The sequence below is a fragment of the Nocardia sp. NPDC050630 genome, assembly GCF_044457245.1.
Lineage (GTDB): Bacteria > Actinomycetota > Actinomycetes > Mycobacteriales > Mycobacteriaceae > Nocardia.
In genome coordinates this window covers 21,337-38,290 of the sequence record NZ_JBITGN010000025.1, presented here as the reverse complement: position 1 = coordinate 38,290, position 16,954 = coordinate 21,337, and the positions used below count along the sequence as shown (strand labels likewise).

Sequence of the window (16,954 nt, the reverse complement as noted above, 5' to 3'; positions counted from 1 at the left end):
AGGAATCGGCTGACGGCATTCACGCTGAGGCAGGAGCTATGGATCATCTCGACGTCGCGGTGATCGGTGCCGGTTTCGCAGGAATTGGTATGGGCGTCAGCCTGAAAAAAGCCGGCATAGAACACTTTAAAATTTTCGAGAAGGCGGACCGATTCGGCGGCGTCTGGAGGGACAACACCTACCCCGCGGCGTGTTGCGACGTTCCATCACACCTCTACTCGTATTCCTTTCAACCCTACCGTGATCCGACGACGAGATATCCCGGACAGAAAGCCATTCAAGGATATCTGGAACAGATAGTCGACGACCAATCACTCCGCCCGCATTTGCAGTTGAGCACCGCCATCTCCGATGCCCGTTGGGATCACGACACCGGTTGGTGGGCGTTGACCACCGCCGCTGGCGCCATTGTTGCTGCCGACGAGGTTGTATTTGCGGTGGGAATGCTTCACCGCCCTTACATCCCCGACTTTGTTGGACGAGATCTCTTCCGTGGTAGCGCCTTCCATACTGCAGAGTGGGACCACAGCCAGGATCTGGCCGGACGCAACATCGCAATCATCGGCACCGGATCCAGTGCGGCACAAATGCTGCCCGAGATCGCAGCCGTCGCACGTCGAGTCGACGTATACCAACGCACAGCGAACTGGGTGCTTCCCAAGCCTCGAACTCGATTCGGCCCTATCACCCGGTCGGCCTTTGCCGTGTTTCCCATACTGCATAGTGCCTACCGCGCCGCCATTTACCTCGGAGCCGATCGGATTCTGGGGCCGATCATGACCGAAGGCTGGTCGGCCCGGCCTATGAATTGGATAGCACGTCAGCACCTTCGCCGCCGCGTTCCGGATCCGACCTTGCGTGCGCGCCTTACGCCTGGCTATCGGCTCGGAGAAAAGCGGATCGTTGTCGACAGCCGCTACTACACGGCTCTCAACCTACCCAACGTCGAGCTCATCACCGATCCGATCACCTCCATTGATTCCGACGGCATCATCACCAGCGATCAGCGTCGCAGAGACGTCGACACGATCGTGTACGCCACCGGCTTCCGTTCGACCGAGTTCCTGCAGCCGATCCGGATCACCGGACGTGGCGGTATGCAGTTTCACCAACAGTGGGCAGATGGTGCCGATGCCTACCTCGGCGTCGCGGTCCGGAACTTCCCCAATATGTGGATGCTGCACGGCCCGAACTCATTTATCACACACAACTCCAATATCGCCATCAAAGAGAGCCAGATCGGGCTGATAGTCCGGGCGATGCTTCTGCGTCGCCAATCCGGAGCGGTAGCGTTCGAGATCGGCGAACACGCAATCGCCGAGTACCGGCAGTGGCTCAACCACGCAATGGCCCGCACGATTTGGCCCACCGGGGTGAACAGCTGGTACAAAGCCCCCCGCGCAGGGAATTCCGATTCACGGATCACCAACCCATGGCCAGCGTCCGCCCGTGCATTCGCGTCATACGCGCGCCGCGATCCCGCCCTGACATTCGTCCCCCTCACAGCACCCCGCGCATCGCAGCGGGCGCGATCGGGGTCGATCGGATGAACGAGTCAGTTCTACCGCGTGGTCCACCAACGCGCGTCACGACGACACCGACCTCCCTCAATCCCTGCAGATCAGGCACCACACGACGTTTGGAGATTCATGACCACCCACGCCACACACAGCGGCAAATCTTATTGGCGCTCAGTACATTCCAGTCGAGCAAGGCGGCCAACGAATATCGCGCTGAGCCGGTGCATCGCTGGCGATGACCAGAAAGAGCGTGCACGGGTCCGTGCGCTGCTGCAAACCCTGGACGATCGCCCGGTCCCCGGACGAACTCACAGTGACGAAATCCGGCGCGGCTACGAATTGCTCGGGGAGCTGGTTGCCGGGCTCGGTGGGTCCTCACGCGCAATAGCTCAGGATTTCGGGCTGCTGTGCGCGATATATGACGGTGCAGCGGTCCGTGCGCCGCGGCTGCTGCCATTTTTGAGCCACTTCAATCTCGGCATCGGGACCATCGAAGCACTCGGCACGGACGAGCCCTATCAGCTCAGCTGCCTGGACGAACTGGACGACGTGCGCGCGGTCGGAGGATTGGCGGCCACCGAACTCGGCTACGGCACAAACCTTCTCGGGCTCGGAACCATCGCAGTCTGGCACCGCGACGCGCGGAAGATCACGCTACACACCTCCAGCGCCGAGGCGATCAAGATGTGGCCGAACGTCGGGTTGGCGGGGGTCGCGAAGACGTTCGTCCTGCTTGCCCGTCTCATCGCTGATGGCCGCGACGAAGGTGTCTGGCCCTTTGTGGTGCGCCTGCGGAATCGCGATCGCGTCGCTGACGGTGTCGATATCGTGTCGTTGCCACCGACAACCCTCGGCCCGCCTATGGACCACGCCGCGTTCCGCTTCGATGGAATGGTCCTCCCAGAACATGCCCTCCTCAGCGGGCCCTCGGCCGGATTCGATGAGAATGCCGAATTCCAGTGCGACCTCAGCCATCACCAGCGGTTTCACCACAGCTCCGGCGCCCTGCGATCGGGACGGGTGTTGTTCGCAGGCGCCGCACTGGCCAGCGCGCGCGCCGGATGGGCGATCACATGCCGTTACGCCAATCAACGGCCCACCTCTGGTGAGGTCCTGTTGGCCGACCGCGACGGTGCACAAGAGTCTCTGGTGTCGTGCGCGTCGAGCCTGTTCGCGCTCACCGCGTTGACGAACCTCGCTCGGGCGCGTCACGAGGCGCGGGATCCGAGTGCGGCGATTCTGGACATGCTCATCAAACCGGCGGCGTCGGAAACCGCCCGTTATGTTCTTGAGACTTGCGTTGAAATCTGTGGTGCGCAGGGGATTTCGAGCGTGAATCTCATCGGAGACTACCTGTTGCGTGTACTCGCTATCGGAATTGCCGAAGGTGCCAATTCTGCGCTAAAGGTCGCCGCCGGGCGCGCGTTGTCAGGCATGGACACATCTGGTCTGTACATCGAGTCGCGGGGTGAGCAGCTGCCATGGTGGCACAGCATGGTCCAGGAACGTGAGCGAACGGTCACAGCCGATGCCCGAGCCAGGGCCGGGAGTGGTGCGAGTTCTGTGCGTCCGGATTCCTCGGCTACCGAGGTCTATGTCGCGACGATGGAGCGAATGGCAGCGGATTCCCTCTCGGCATGCGCTGTTGCCGTGGAGGAGCCCGAAGCAGTCGCGCTTGTCGATGATCTCGTAGCTGTCTACTGCCTGGAGCGAATCAGTGCCCACGCGACCTGGTTCGCCTCACGCGGCCAGTTTTCCAAGGAGCGTGCCCTAGAAGTGGAATACGCGCTGTCGACTCGGTTTTCAACCCTGGCTGGGCATCTGTCAGATCTGGTCGACGCTGCCGATGTTCCCGCACTGCCGGCCGTCATCGATGCCGACAGCTACATCATCGGGTGGCTCGACATCCTCAACTGGCGGCACAAGTTCGCGGACACCAAGTGAGCCCAATAGGACTCAGCTATTCGATGCGGCGACTTCGATAGGCCTTGAGGGATCGCCGGTACTGCGTTGCACCAGAAGAAGTCTCGGCATACAGTACAAATGCGCTCCGCTTTCGTCGGGGTTACCCGGTTCTCGCTGGCAGCGGTTCCGGATGTAGCGCCTCCAATTCCGAATCGTCACTTTCGTGGCCGCTTCGTGGTGGCTCGCTGAATGCCCAGCAGAAACCCATCCCCGCAGCGACGAACCGTGACGTGCCGCAGGAACTGCGGCACGTGGGTCCAACGGCATAACCCGAAACACCGGCGGGCCGGTGGCCACGGTTCGGTCGCCCGGCGGCCTCCATAGAGCGGACCCTGCCATGACACATCCTTCCAGTGGGCGATATCAGGCCACACTGACGCGATTGACCGGTGACGATCCAGAGTCCCTTGTGGGGACTTTCGAGAAACCGCAAGTCGCACGCGCATGGTTGCGCAGCCAGATCCGCGCCGCCGACGAATCGGCCATCGGGCCTGCTCGGTATCATGTCCGGATCACCGATTCGGTGAATCTGCGCTACGTCGGCAGCCAGCTCTACAGCATGACAAGCTCGGGGCCCGGACTTCTGGCCGCGCTCGGCGATGATCATGGTGGATCGGTCTTCGAACGGTTCGGAGATGATCGGTCCTTCGATCCGCATGAGGTATTTCCACAGCTGATCAATTTCTACGAGCAGATCACTGCCGAGTTCGTGCGGGAATCGGACGACACGCAACTTGCCGCGAAGCGCACCGTGGCCCGCGGTGATGTCGCAGTGGCCCTGGAGGGCATCCTCGACGCCGACCGAGCGTTCGCCGTCGCTCGTGTCGACGAGGTCGACCTGATGCCGTTGGCGCGCCCGGCCGGAAGATTCGTTGCGGTGTTGGAGCGATCCACCGAATCCCAGCAGTTTCAACTATTGCGCGAGCAGCGATTCGACAGCCCACGGCACGCGCGCGAATGGCTGCGGGTGCAATGCGTCATGGAGCCTGCCGACGCAGCCCCGGTCCGCGCCACGATCATTCACACCAAACCCGACGGCACCAGAACCTCGCAGTCGTCTGAACCAGCAGCCCCCAATGTGGTTGCGGCAGAACTAGCGGCGCGCGTCGACTACGACGGCGCGTACGTCACAGGCATCGTCGGTGTCGACCGAACGCGCCTGGCCGAAATGGTCGCCGAATACCAGCTGGCTGCCAACGACCAGCCAACCTTTCAACTCCTCGACATTTCCGTCGGGGAGCCCGGCATCACTCGCCGGGAGATGACGCAATCGCGGTTCAGCCAACTCGGCACCGAGATCGCACACATGCTCGCTCTCCCACATCTGGCTGATCAAGCCGAGCACTGGACGCCGCTACTGGCCGCCGCCGACAAAGCCAAACGAGCACACCCGAACGCGTTGAGTTCCACACTCACCGTGGCCTCGTCGGGATTTGTGGGCGCAGACTTACAGATCGCGCTGGACCAGCATCATGACTTGAACATCGTGTTACACAGGCCGAATACGTCGTCGGATGGAAAGGCGGTGATAGCCGCCCGAATCGAGGAAGTCCGCGAAAGGATCGGCGAACTCCTGCCCCATCCCACGCTCACAGCTACCGACCGCATCGCGGTACTCGACGATATGGCCAGCGCGGTGAACAACCCGACCGATGGGTACACGCCCATCTTCGCAATGCCGAGTGCCGCGGCGATCGAGATGCGCGCGAAGGAACTGGCCAGCGCCCCTTATGCACAGGACATGACGGTCCGCGGCCGCGATATCGACAATCTGATCAGGATGTACCAGTTGACACGTGTCGTTTCCGCCGAGGCCGAAGCGCCACTGCGGAACTCGCTGCGCGCCAACCTGTCGGAGCAACATCGCCATCTCCAAACAAGAGTGGCCAACCACCCTGATCTGACCTCGGGGGAGAAAACCGTCCTCAAATCCATGATTGTCACCATGGGACACGACCCCCACGTCGAAATCCCTACCCGTCGAGCCGAATACGTTCTCGCCCCCATGCCCGAGCAGCAATGGGGCCCCATCGATCCCACTACGTTGGACAACCACACCGTGTCATTCCTCGACACCCGCAACCCCGGGCGTCAACTTGTCGTCGGCACGGAGGCCGGCCAATGGGTTGCTCGCAGCTACGTCGATTACCCGGGCTACCCGGAATGGCGAATCGCCGAGGCCGCCACGGTATTCGCCGACGCAGCATCGATGATCCAAGCGTTGCAGACGGGATTCATTTACTGGGACAACAGCGGTGCCCAGCGCAATCTGAACCCCGCGACAGTCCCTGATAGTGTGCGCAACCGCTTGGGCCAGGTCGACGCGCTGCGCCGCGGCCAGACCGCGACTCCGGAACAACCCTCGGCGACCTCTCCACCCAAGGCCTCACCCGGTCCGACAAGCAGGCAATGGAAGCCTGATCAGCGTCGCAACGCGATGCGCCATCAACAACCGACGCAACGCCGCAATGGACTAGGACACTGAGCCGGACGCCCCAACCGATCACAACCACTACACCGAGTTCCGCAGCAGAGAAGGCTGTAAAGAAGATGGTCGAGGCGGCCCTTGGAGCCGATCTTACGTATCCCGAACCGGTTCAAAGGATTTCGGGCGGTCCGCGTCATCTGGTTGCCAGCCGTGCTTTTCGAAGAGCAACCGCAGGTCTTGAGGTGTGGCAGCCGTCTTATCGGTCAGCTCGTCACGGAGTGCTTGGGTGATCGATGGCCACCGGTAGCTGGGATCGTCGTCTCCGATCTGCAGACCCAACCGTGTCGGCAGGCTCCAGGCCGTGCGTGCGTCCATGACCACGATGGTCGTCTCGCGGCGACTGTCGAGGCCGCCATCGTGTCTACCCAGGAATACCCATGCGATGACGCCCGGAAAGTCGGCGTTCTTCCGCGCGACGGACATGCCATCGCGCGCAACGCCTTTCACCATGACGGGAAGCACCCAGCTCAGACCAGTGTCGGCGACGATGCAGTCGTAGCGGACATGGTCGCGACTCGGTGTGGTCGCATCCAGGCCCGCGCGTGCGCACCAAGCAGCAAGCACAGCCAGGCTCACATGCTCGACCTGGTCGGCTCCGAAGTTACCGCCGCTCCATCTAGCAGCAGCGGCTCGTTGAGCACGACTTCTGTCCATCGTAATCAATCCCAGTGCTAAGACTCTTCCTGCAGATTCAGCCTAGCACAGGGCGTAATGCTGATGATCAACGACGGTTTCGTGTCCGTGACAACGAGTTTCAGGTTCAGTCCCTCCATGGTGCGGAGACCCGATCATTTTGGATCACTAAGGGCTGCGAGCCAGCCTGCCGGGCGGAGTACGAAAGTCACTGTCCTCCAAAATCATTCGTTCGGTGATCTGTTCCTTCCGATGAACCCTATAAGGCTGATCCAGCTCAGCGAGACGGCGTCCGAATAGGAAGGTGCTCTGTCTATCCGAGGCGATTCCCGGCAGGCACGGTCGCCTTCGCGGCTGTGGCACGCCCGCGCTGAGCCGGGCGCGAGTGCAAGGCTGCGGAAGATCGTTGCGGCTGAAGCCGACTCGGCATACAGTACGAGTGCGCCCTGTTGTTGGGGTTTCCCGGTATCTCGCTGGTGGCGGATCCGGATGTAGCGTCGCTTTTTCACTTCGGCCCAACCAACTCCGAAGTCTGATGAGCGGCTTTCCGAATCGAATGGCTCCCGCCGACGTGCGTCTGCGGCCGCCTGAAGTGTCGTGCCTTAGTGGCGTCGATGGACCCGATTCGGCTGACATCCGTGGAGACCTCGGTCTCGAAATGAGGGGCATCAGGCATGAACGAGTCGAAGCAGCGTCGGCTACGCCGAGCGGTGATGGTCGGTGCGCTGCCGGTCGCCGTCGCAGTTGGCATGGCCGGTACCAGCACAGCTGACCCGGGCCAGGCGGGAGTTACACCAGGCGGGCAAGCCGGGGTGACCACGCCCAGTCAACCCGCCCCTCCGCCTCGACCGCCCTCGGTGATTCCGGATCCGCCGCCGCAATCGGTGCCCGATCGCCCCGCCCCCGAACCACAGCACCTACTGGCCCCCGCACCCGCTGCGCCATCTAGTGAGGATTCGGGCGGCAGCGACGATGCGGTTGATGAGGATGAGGTGATCGTCGAGGAGCAGTCGCCCCCGGCCACGGAACCCGATCCGCGGATGATCCGCATCGGTGACGCCGAGTTCGTGGTGCCTGACTTTGTCGACGAACCTACTGCTGAGCAGATCGAGAAGTGGTCGCGGTGGATCGAAACCGAGATCGCCATCCGGTACGACCAGGCCGGTGTCCCGCGCGAGGAATCCGATCGGCGTTCTTTGTCCACCGTGACCGGCGCAGCTGTCGGCGGACTCGCCGGTGCCGAGGTCCTCGGAGTTGGGACCACCGCGGTCGGTGCCGCAGTAGGCACAGTGATCGGCACCGCGGTCGGCGTAGGTGTGGGATCGCTCGCGGGCGGGATCGGGGCGATCCCGGGCGGTGCTGCCGGGGCGATCTGCGGTCTTATCATCGGTTCCGCAGTTACCGGTATCCCCGGCGTCGTGATTGGCGCAGGGCTGGGCGCTGTCATCGGCGGCGGCATCGCCGCAGCCGTCGGTGCGAGCACGGACTCGACACCGGTGCAGCCGCCATGGGCCGACACCGCGCCGTCGGATCCAGCTCCCGAACAAGACTCGGGAGCAGCAGCTCTCTCTGTCGAGGCGACCGCGGTCGCGGAACCCATACCGGCGCCCATCCCGGTGCCGGATGTGGTGCAAGACCTCGTAGATGCGGCTGCGCCGGTGGTCGACGCGATCGTCGGTGCTGTTGTGCCGGTGGTTGACGCGGTCGTCGATTCGGCGGCGAATCTCCTGGCGCAGCTGTCGATTCCGCCCATCCCGCCGGAGTTGTTCGGTGGGGTGCCCGATTGACCCAGGCCACCACTGATCGGGGCGGAAATGACGACATCACACACAAGCAAAGATGTGCAGCGCTGGTTCGACTCTCTGGATCTGGACCTTCTGGGCACGGCCCCTACTCGCGAGACGAACGACAGCACCACACCGGTCGACGACGGGTATCAGCCTGTCCAACAAGCTGATTGGGCTGACAGCCTCGAAGACCGATTCGACGAACTCGCTGTTGAAGGCCATCGTGTCCACGATGTCGGCGCGCGGCGGCGTCGCCGTATACGGCTGTACGCGGGTGCTGCGTCGGTGCTGGGGGTTGCCGGTGCCATCGGTCTGGCATTGAGTTCGGGCGAGGCCACCTCGACCGCGGCGGCACATGTCTCCCTTGTCCCCGCCACCTCGGCGCTGCCAAGCCCGCCACCGACAGCGCCCGACGGGTGTCCGACAAGAGTCGACGGCGAGACCACCACAGGCGCGGAACGCGGTGGTACCGACTCCGGGCCGAACGTGATCTTCGCGTTCGAAGCCGCGTATTACCTTGCCCGCAGCGGAATCACCGCACGCGAGCTAGCCGCACCGGACGCGGCCGTGCCCTCGGCCGAAGCGATCCAGCACGGCATCGATTCCGTGCCGACGGCGACCACACACTGCGTGCGTATAACCCCGGCTGGACCCGACACCTATGCCGTGGATCTCACCGAGCACCGACCCGGCAAAGCGCCCGAGGTCTACGCACAGATCATCACCACCACCAGCCGCGACGGGCATGTGCTCATCGCATCGATCGGGGTGCGATGAGCGCACGATGGACTCTGGCCACACCCCAGCGGTATACCCACGACGAGGTCGCGCGATCACCCATCCCGGCTGCGCGCTCGTATGTTCATGTGTTCCACCGTCGGCCGGTGACCTCGCCGCCGATCCTCGTCGTCGGTGGATGCGGCGGAGCGGGTGCGACGACAACGGCTCTGGGCTTAGCCGGAGCCGCGGCGGCTGGCGACATCGACTGCCCGACTGTGGCTGTGGACGCCACCGCCGCTGGCGGGGACCTCGCAATCCGGGGTGCGGATGTCTATCTTGCGCCGACGCCACTGCAACCGTGGCTCGCGGCCGCTGAGACCCGGAGCGGGCCCACGATCGACACGATCTTGTCCCGTGCGAGTTCCGGAGCGCGCCTGCTGTGGCGAGATGAGAATCCCCTGCAACGGCGAACGACCTTCGCTACCGCCGCCCGCCTGATCACTGGCGCCGGATACACACCCGTCTTCGACGGCGGGTCTCCACCGTCAGCGCCACATCTGCGATCGCTACTGCAGGACAACACTATTCGCGTCGTCCTGGCTATTTCCGCGCGGGTTGACGCCGCCAATCGGATGCGCGCGAACCTGCAGTGGCTCGACGACCACCTCGGCCAGGAAGCCATCGCCGCCACCACGTTGGTCGTGTCCCACCAGCTACCCGACGCGCCACTCGTGGCAGCTCAGCTGCGCGAACACCTTGGTCGGTGGGTGCGCGAGGTTGCCGAGATCCCCTACGACCGGCACCTGGCCGCAGGCTTGAGCATCACCCACGCCGAGCTGTCGCCACAGACCCGACACGCGTATGCGCAACTGCTGGAAGGGATCTGGGCATGAAAGCGACCTATAGGCGGACGATCATCGCCGCAACCACACTGAGCCTGGCGTTCGTGATGATCACCCACGCCACAGCAGACGCCCAACCCGGACTCACCTCGAACACGGGTGCCGGGTGCCCCACCGTCGCCGGAATCTTCGTGCCGGGCACCTGGGAAACCAGCGTGGACGCCGACCCCACCAGGCCCCGTGGTCTGCTGGCACCGGTCGCCGCCGAACTGGAAAACCAATTCGGCGACAAATTCGAGGATCGGTTCCCGGCGTACGCCGCGCGCGCCATGGACGGAATGTCCTACGGCGACAGCGAAGCGCAAGGAGTAGCGGCCGCGAAGTCCGCGCTCTCGGAGATCGCTAACCGATGCCGCGCAACGAAATTCATCATCGCCGGATACAGCCAGGGCGCCGACGCCGCCGGAGACCTCGCCTCCGAGATCGGGTGCGACCAAACCCCGATCCCGCCGCAACGCGTGCTCGCGGTCGGATTGATCGCCGACCCCAAACAGGGCACCCAAGGCGGCAAACTGGTCGGACCCCAGGTCAATGGCACCGGCATCCGCGGCACCCGCCCCACTGGATTCTGCCAACTCAGCGCGGTAACCGCGCAACTGTGCGAACAGCGCGACCGCTACTGCGCGACCGACGCCGCGAGCAATCCGATCCTCGCCGGACTCGGCAAGGCCCTGTCCCAGCCGACCAGCGCATCCACCGCCGCATCCACGGACACCACCTCTCAGGGGCTGACCGAGTCGCTGGACGCGGGCTTCTCCAAACTCGACCTCACCCACTTGACCACGGACATCGCGACGATCGTCGACCAGATCACATCGGGGAGAATCGACACCACCAGTGTCGGTTCTGCCGCCAGCTCGGCGGGGTCGGTGCTGAGCGGACTCGCCGACCTCGGCAGGTGGGCGACCGGTAACCCCAGTGTGCAGCGACAACTGTCGAACGCGAGTCCGGGATCACCCGAGCAACTCGCCGGACAGATTCTCACCGCAGTACAGCAGAGCGACATCCAATCGGCGATCGATGCGACCACCTCGCTCACCCAGAATCTCGGGGCGTCCGGGAACGGCCACAACACCGTTGATCCAGCATTGGCCCAGTCCGCAGAAACATTGGCATCGGCGATCAAACCGCTGACGTCCACACCGACTGATGCACTTTCGCAGGCCGCCGGAGTGCTGTCGCTGCTCAAACCATCCACCCTGGTCAAGCAGATCACCACCGTCGGCAGCGGGGCATTCACCTTCGCCGCCAACATCCCGAAGATCCTCGACGCGGCCCGCCAGATTGGTGCGGCGTTTACCGACCCGAACCCCGACCTCGGCGCGAAAGTGCGTGCGGTCCACCAGATCTTCGGCACCATCAACAACCTCTGCCAGCCACTGGTGCAGATGGCCGCCGGAGTCGACCTGTCGACTGTGTCCACGTTGATCGAGCTGATACCTGACCCCAACGGCATCGCCTCGATCGTCTCGCTCATCGTCGGGCTACTCGGCAACCTCGACGTCATCGGACTGGCACGCCAGGTCGGCACTTTGCAGGAAAACCTCTGGCACATCGCCGAAACCATCACCGGCGGAGGTGATCTGCTTGCGATCGGTGGCGCGTTCGCGCAACTGGTGCCCACCTTGCTCGGGTTCGCGACGATCGCAGTGGACACGCTGACCGGATCAGCGGCCAAGACCTCACCCGAGATGCTCAACACACCGACCACCGTTACCGGCGGTGGGACAGATCTCGCCGGTATCGCCGAACTACTCACGCGCTCAGCCAGTTCCCAAGGAGCCGACAGTCTGTCGCAGTTGGTGAGTGAGGGAATCGACGCGGCACAGTTCTACAACTCCGGCGCGCACCAGTCCTACGACAGCTACGTCGTCGGTCCCGGCGGTGAGACAGCCCTCGAGTGGTTGACCAAATGGTTCGCCAACCGCATCCGACAGGTCGGGGTCTAGGCCATGGTCGAGCACACCGAATCCGAGCCCAAGGGCTGGTTGTGGCTGGCCGCCACGATCCCGGTCCTGCTGGTTGGTGCGTTCGTCATCGGTTCGGGTAACCGCGCCGAGCACGACCCGAATTGCCTGCCGAACATGCCCTCTGCGCCGAAAGGCACCTCGCCGGTGGTGTGGCCGGTCACCGCCGGGGCTGACGCGGTGACCTCACCGTTCGGTGACCGCCCGGGCGGGTTCCACAAAGGCGCGGACTTCGGTGTACCGCTGCGAACCCCGATCTACTCCGCCACCGATGGCCGGGTCGTCGCGGCCGGACACGCGGACGGATTCGGCAACTGGATCGTCGTCGACAGCACAATCGACGGCGAAAAGGTATCCGCCGTTTATGGGCACATGTTCGACGACGGCGTTTTCGTCCGCGTCAACGACATCGTCCACGCCGGAGGAGCCCAACCCATCGCCGAGGTCGGCAACGACGGCGAAAGCAGCGGCCCGCACCTGCATTTCGAAATCGTGCCCGGCGGACGCCTGTCCGGGGGCACTGCCATCGACCCGATCCCATGGCTCATCCAGCATGCCGGACCCACCCAACCGGCAACGGGGGCGAATTCACGCCTTGCCGCCAACACCGCATCCACGTCGGAGGCTGAGATGCCTGCACTGCCAGCATCGACAGGAAGCGAAGACCATCTCCAGATCGACACGATCCGCCTGGTCCGCGCGATCGCGGTGCGGTTCCCGCAAATCAAGAGCATCGGCGGTTGGCGACCCGTCGACGATTTTCCCGACCACCCCAACGGTCAGGCCGCCGACATCATGGTCCCGAACTGGGACACCCCTGACGGTAAAGCCCTCGGTGACGCGATCGCGGACTACATCATGGACCACCGCAACGACTTTCACCTCACCTACATCATCTGGCGCCAGGAATACCGACCGGCCACCGGAGTCCCGAACATGATGGAAGAACGCGAGGCGAACAGCACCGATCCGATCGCGAAAGCGACCGCCAACCACTTCAACCACGTCCACGCGACCGTGGCAGGCGGCGGCTACCCACAGCCAGGCCAGCACTACGGCCCAGCTCCTGAAAAAACCTCGAAACCAGCATCTGGGTGCGACACATCCAGCGCACCCGCCGCCGGGTCGGCGGTGACGTCAGCTGCTGTACCCGCGGCCTTCCTCCCGTGGATCGCCAAGGCAGCAAGCACATGTCCTGAGGTCACGCAGGCGCTGCTGGCAGCCCAGTTGGAGAACGAATCCGGCTTCCGCACCGAGGCGTACAACGCCACATCCGGGGCGGTTGGACCGGCGCAGTTCCTTCCGAAAACCTGGGATCAGGAGAGCGTCGACGGCGACGGCGACGGCCGTCGAGATCCGCGCAGCATCCCCGACGCGGTGATGTCGCAGGCCTCATATGACTGCAAGCTAGCAACGGTGGCGAAAACTGCTCTGGCAGAGGGGAATCTGCACGGAGACCTCACCCAGTTGTGGTTGTCGATGTACAACTGCGGACCCGGAAATACCCTGGCCTCCGGCGGCGTCTGCCGCAACCCCGAAACCGTCGCCTATGTCGCAAACATCCCCCGACGCGCGAGCGAACTCGCCGCCGCGACGGCAGGGAAAGCATCATGAGCGGCCACGGTGTCAGCGGGCAGGCCTCGGCTCACTCCGGACCGAATCTAGGGCTGTCCCCGCCCGGCAATGGCCACGCTCTCGGGCGATCCCGCTTGGATCCAGCTGCATCGCAAGAACCGAGGCCATCAGCACGGCGCGGCCTCTGGCTGGCTGTTGTCGCTGCGGCGGCGGTCGGCCTGGCCATGAGCGGCTGTGCCGCCGGGTCTGCCGGACCGAGCGCGACGGGATCGGCATCGGCTCGGCCGTGGTCACCGGGAGCGTTGCCGCCTGCTGTGGCGGGGCCGCAGGGTCCGGTCGCGGCGACGACGCTGCCTGCGGAGATCGGCGAGGTCAATCGTGGGGATCCGGACGCCACCGCGCGCACCGTCCTGGGGGTGTGGTTCGCGTGGAACACCAACACCGACTCCGGTCCCAACAACGCCGCCGCCCGGTCAGCGCCGCTGCTGTCACGCGACCTCGTCGCCGCGATCACTGGGACCGCCCCGGTGGCTGGGCCCGGCGCGCAATGGAACCAGTGGGCCCACCAACACGCGACGGTTGCCGTTGAAGTGGAGGCCGCTGCCGAGACGGTTCCGCCGCAGACCGCCACCGAAGCCATTCGGGCCTTCGTCGTCACGCAGTCGGTCTACACCCCGCTCGGCGAGCTCATCGACAGTGTGACCCGCGCAGTGCGTGTGGTGCTGCACCTCTCAGGATCGAGTTGGGAGGTCAGCAATGTCGACTCACGCTGACCAGCACCCAATCGAGGGCTGGGATAACGCTGCGGCACCCTCAGGTACGCAACCGGCACACGAGATGGCGGGCAGCGCGGACGGAGATGTGGCGGACTACTCCGCCGAGCGCCCGGTGAACCTGCGTGAGCAGCGATTACGAGCGCCATCCGAGGACCGAGCGCCGGGGCTTCGACTGCGCGCCACCCCGACAGCCGGCCTGCCCGACAGCGCGACGGCGGCCACCCGCGACCGGTACGGGGTGGGCTCGGCGAACCTGTCCGAGCCGGCATTGACCGCGGCTGAACTGGAGTCGCTTCGGGAAGAACAACTGCGCCGTGTCCTTGGTCGGCCCGCGGGGGTGGAGACCGATCCCGCAGTGTGGGGGTGGCGTGGCAAAGCCAATGCTTTGGGCGCGAAGTTCACCCCGACCAGCGCCGAGATACAACACCGGCTGACCATCGAGCGCATCCGCCAACCACTACCTGGTACACCGCTGGTGGTCGTGGTCAATCCGAAAGGCGGGGGCGGTGTCACCCCGGCGACGCTGATGCTGTCGAACATCTTCGGCAGCCATCGCGGACATGGCGTGGTGGCATGGGACAACGCCGAGACTCGCGGAACGCTGGCCGCGCGCGCCGCCAGCGCACCGAAATCGGTGGCAACGACCTGGGACCTGCTGGCTCATGCTGGCGAATTGTGCTCGGCGACGGTCGTGGCCTCGGCCGTGAGCCGGTTCCTGCTCCCGCAGCCGACCAGCGACGAGATCCTGGCTTCTGATCAGTCCAGCAAGCGCCAAGAGATGATCGGTGCCGAGGAGTGCGCGGCGATCCTGGCAGTCCTTCGCCGCCATCGCACGATGGTGCTGGTCGACACCGGCAACAACGACCGCGGTGAGGCGTTCGTGTGGTCGATCGAGCACGCTACTCAGCTGGTCATCCCACTGACCTACCGCCGTGATGCCGCTCACCAGGTGCTGCGCACCCTCGATGGCATCGCCGCGCGAGGCTACAGCGAGCTGGTGCGTGCGGCGGTCGTGGTCTTGGCCGAGGGCACCGCTGCCGATCCCGCCGCCCGCGACGCTGTGCACGAAGCCTTGGCGCGCGCGCAGATCGATCGCATCGTGCATGTGCCTTTCGATTCCGATCTCGCCGGCGGGGACCGCGTCGTGTTCTCTCGCCTTGCCGATGCGACCGTGCGTGCCTGGACGCAGGTGGCGGCGGTGGTCGCCGACGGCATCGCAGAGGAGCTCGCTCACGCCGAGCCTGAGTTGCGCAGCGAGTACGTGCCTCAATCGCGCAGCACCCCTGACGAATTCGATGCCCGGTTGCCGCCACGGATGGCTCAACGCCGTCCAGGAGCGGTCATGGACACGCGGGGGATCTCTGGGCCGGTGCCCTACCGCCGAGCCGGGGAGGCGGCGGGATGAAAGACATCGAATCCGACTGGGAGGCAACGGAGATGAGAACGCGAGCGAGGCGATGGGCACGGGCGGGACGTGTCGTGGTCGCGGCGATCACCGTCGTGGTGTGGACGATGGCCGCGGCGGGGGTCGCCTCCGCCGAGATCGCGAATCCGCTGTCGGGCATCGCCCCGGACTTCGGGCTGTTCGGCGATGCACTCAACACCGCGTGGAAGCGTGTGGTCGCCGCGATCTGGGCGGCGGTGATCATCGGCGCGACCGTGCGCGTGATCATCGGCGCCTACAAGGTACGGCGCGCGAAGAACCGGGGCTACGCGAACGACCTGTCCGAAGGCATGGAGGACTTGCAGGACGCGTTCGTATCCCTCGGTCTGGCCGGTCTGGCGTCGCCGATCGTCGCCGCAGTCTTGTTCGTTGTCGGTGGCTGACTGTCCGGGCGGAAAGAGGGAGATACCAATGAGCGCAACAGGATTCGGTTCCCTGTCTCCAGACAGTGACCAGCAGATGACCGGTGACAGTTCGATGCCTGCAGGGGCGCGGCGCCCGCGTGCCATGGGTGAGCGGCTGCCGTTGTTGTGGATCGCGGCGATCGCGGCGGTGACCGCGATCGTGCTGGTGGTGACCGCGCTGGTCACCGGGCGCACCGACCATGACAACGCCAATGGTGGTCAACCCGACCGGTTTTCGGTGCGGGCCGCGCATGGGCCGACCCGCGTCATCGACAACGTCCCCGTCGGCTACAGCCACGACCAGGAAGGCGCGGCCACAGCAGCGGTGAACGTCGTTCAGGCCCTGGCTCAGGCGGGCCAGGGGCGCATACAGATGAGCACAGTGGTGTCGGCGCTTGTCGCCACGAATCCGGGCCCGGAACTGCGCAAGTCCGTCGATATCAGCGATGGGCGCAGCAACAACGACGATGTGCTCACCGTGCTGCCCGCAGCGGTGACCGTGACCTCGCTGACCGACACGGTCGCCGAGGTATCGGTATGGACGATGGGGGTCTCGCGCGCGTCCATTGGCCCGGGGGATCCGGTGTCGGTAACCACGCTGTGGTCCACAAGCGCGGTGTCGCTGGTGTGGCAGGACGGCGACTGGAAAGCACAGGAGAAATCCGGGCGAGTGGGTCCCACCCCCGACGAAGTGGTCGCACCGAACTCGGGATCACCGCTGACCAAACCCCTCTTGGGCGGCTACTACACCTTCTACGTGAATTGAATCGGAC

The 16,954-nt window shown here is 64.6% G+C and carries 13 protein-coding genes; 12 read left to right on the top strand and 1 reads right to left on the bottom strand.

Annotated features, from left to right (window positions below; genetic code table 11):
• Positions 1 to 38 precede the first annotated feature (38 nt).
• The 3 genes from ACIBG0_RS36905 (at position 39) to ACIBG0_RS36895 (ending at position 5,970) form a co-directional block, all read left to right on the top strand.
• Positions 39 to 1,550 carry a flavin-containing monooxygenase gene (locus tag ACIBG0_RS36905; protein WP_397039345.1) on the top strand — a complete coding sequence of 504 codons (1,512 nt, stop codon included), beginning with the start codon at positions 39 to 41 and terminating at the stop codon, positions 1,548 to 1,550.
• Positions 1,551 to 1,649: 99 nt separating this feature from the next.
• Positions 1,650 to 3,464, top strand: coding sequence for an acyl-CoA dehydrogenase family protein (locus ACIBG0_RS36900; RefSeq protein ID WP_397039343.1), 1,815 nt, complete (start codon positions 1,650 to 1,652; stop codon positions 3,462 to 3,464).
• A gap of 358 nt (positions 3,465 to 3,822) precedes the next feature.
• The gene (locus tag ACIBG0_RS36895) at positions 3,823 to 5,970 is read left to right on the top strand and encodes a hypothetical protein (protein ID WP_397039340.1); all 2,148 of its coding nucleotides are present in this window, start codon (positions 3,823 to 3,825) and stop codon (positions 5,968 to 5,970) included.
• Between the two features lie 93 nt (positions 5,971 to 6,063).
• Here ACIBG0_RS36895 and ACIBG0_RS36890 read toward each other — a convergent pair whose 3' ends face one another.
• The gene (locus ACIBG0_RS36890) at positions 6,064 to 6,549 is read right to left on the bottom strand and encodes a hypothetical protein (protein ID WP_397039338.1); all 486 of its coding nucleotides are present in this window, start codon (positions 6,547 to 6,549) and stop codon (positions 6,064 to 6,066) included.
• 731 nt (positions 6,550 to 7,280) lie between these two features.
• Here ACIBG0_RS36890 and ACIBG0_RS36885 point away from each other — a divergent pair.
• The 9 genes from ACIBG0_RS36885 to ACIBG0_RS36845 all read left to right on the top strand — a co-directional run bounded on the left by ACIBG0_RS36885 (position 7,281) and on the right by ACIBG0_RS36845 (position 16,947).
• Positions 7,281 to 8,393, top strand: coding sequence for a hypothetical protein (locus ACIBG0_RS36885; protein WP_397039334.1), 1,113 nt, complete (start codon positions 7,281 to 7,283; stop codon positions 8,391 to 8,393).
• Positions 8,394 to 8,420: 27 nt separating this feature from the next.
• On the top strand, positions 8,421 to 9,170 hold the full coding sequence (locus ACIBG0_RS36880; RefSeq protein ID WP_397039331.1) for a hypothetical protein: 750 nt from the start codon (positions 8,421 to 8,423) through the stop codon (positions 9,168 to 9,170).
• 107 nt (positions 9,171 to 9,277) lie between these two features.
• Positions 9,278 to 10,006: a hypothetical protein gene (locus tag ACIBG0_RS36875; RefSeq protein ID WP_397039329.1), complete on the top strand. Its 729-nt coding sequence runs from the start codon at positions 9,278 to 9,280 to the stop codon at positions 10,004 to 10,006.
• Positions 10,003 to 11,964 carry a cutinase family protein gene (locus tag ACIBG0_RS36870; RefSeq protein ID WP_397039326.1) on the top strand — a complete coding sequence of 654 codons (1,962 nt, stop codon included), beginning with the start codon at positions 10,003 to 10,005 and terminating at the stop codon, positions 11,962 to 11,964. The genes ACIBG0_RS36875 and ACIBG0_RS36870 overlap by 4 nt, the downstream gene beginning before the upstream one ends.
• A 3-nt stretch (positions 11,965 to 11,967) precedes the next feature.
• On the top strand, positions 11,968 to 13,596 hold the full coding sequence (locus ACIBG0_RS36865) for a peptidoglycan DD-metalloendopeptidase family protein (protein WP_397039323.1): 1,629 nt from the start codon (positions 11,968 to 11,970) through the stop codon (positions 13,594 to 13,596).
• 275 nt (positions 13,597 to 13,871) lie between these two features.
• The gene (locus ACIBG0_RS36860; protein WP_397039321.1) at positions 13,872 to 14,330 is read left to right on the top strand and encodes a hypothetical protein; all 459 of its coding nucleotides are present in this window, start codon (positions 13,872 to 13,874) and stop codon (positions 14,328 to 14,330) included.
• Entirely contained in the window at positions 14,314 to 15,738 is a 1,425-nt protein-coding gene (locus ACIBG0_RS36855) for a MinD/ParA family protein (protein WP_397039318.1), read from the top strand. Before ACIBG0_RS36860 ends, ACIBG0_RS36855 begins: the two co-directional genes overlap by 17 nt.
• A 74-nt stretch (positions 15,739 to 15,812) precedes the next feature.
• A complete protein-coding gene (locus tag ACIBG0_RS36850) occupies positions 15,813 to 16,160 on the top strand; it encodes a hypothetical protein (protein WP_397039315.1) in 348 nt (115 codons plus the stop codon).
• 28 nt (positions 16,161 to 16,188) lie between these two features.
• Positions 16,189 to 16,947, top strand: coding sequence for a hypothetical protein (locus tag ACIBG0_RS36845; RefSeq protein ID WP_397039312.1), 759 nt, complete (start codon positions 16,189 to 16,191; stop codon positions 16,945 to 16,947).
• Positions 16,948 to 16,954: the final 7 nt, after the last annotated feature.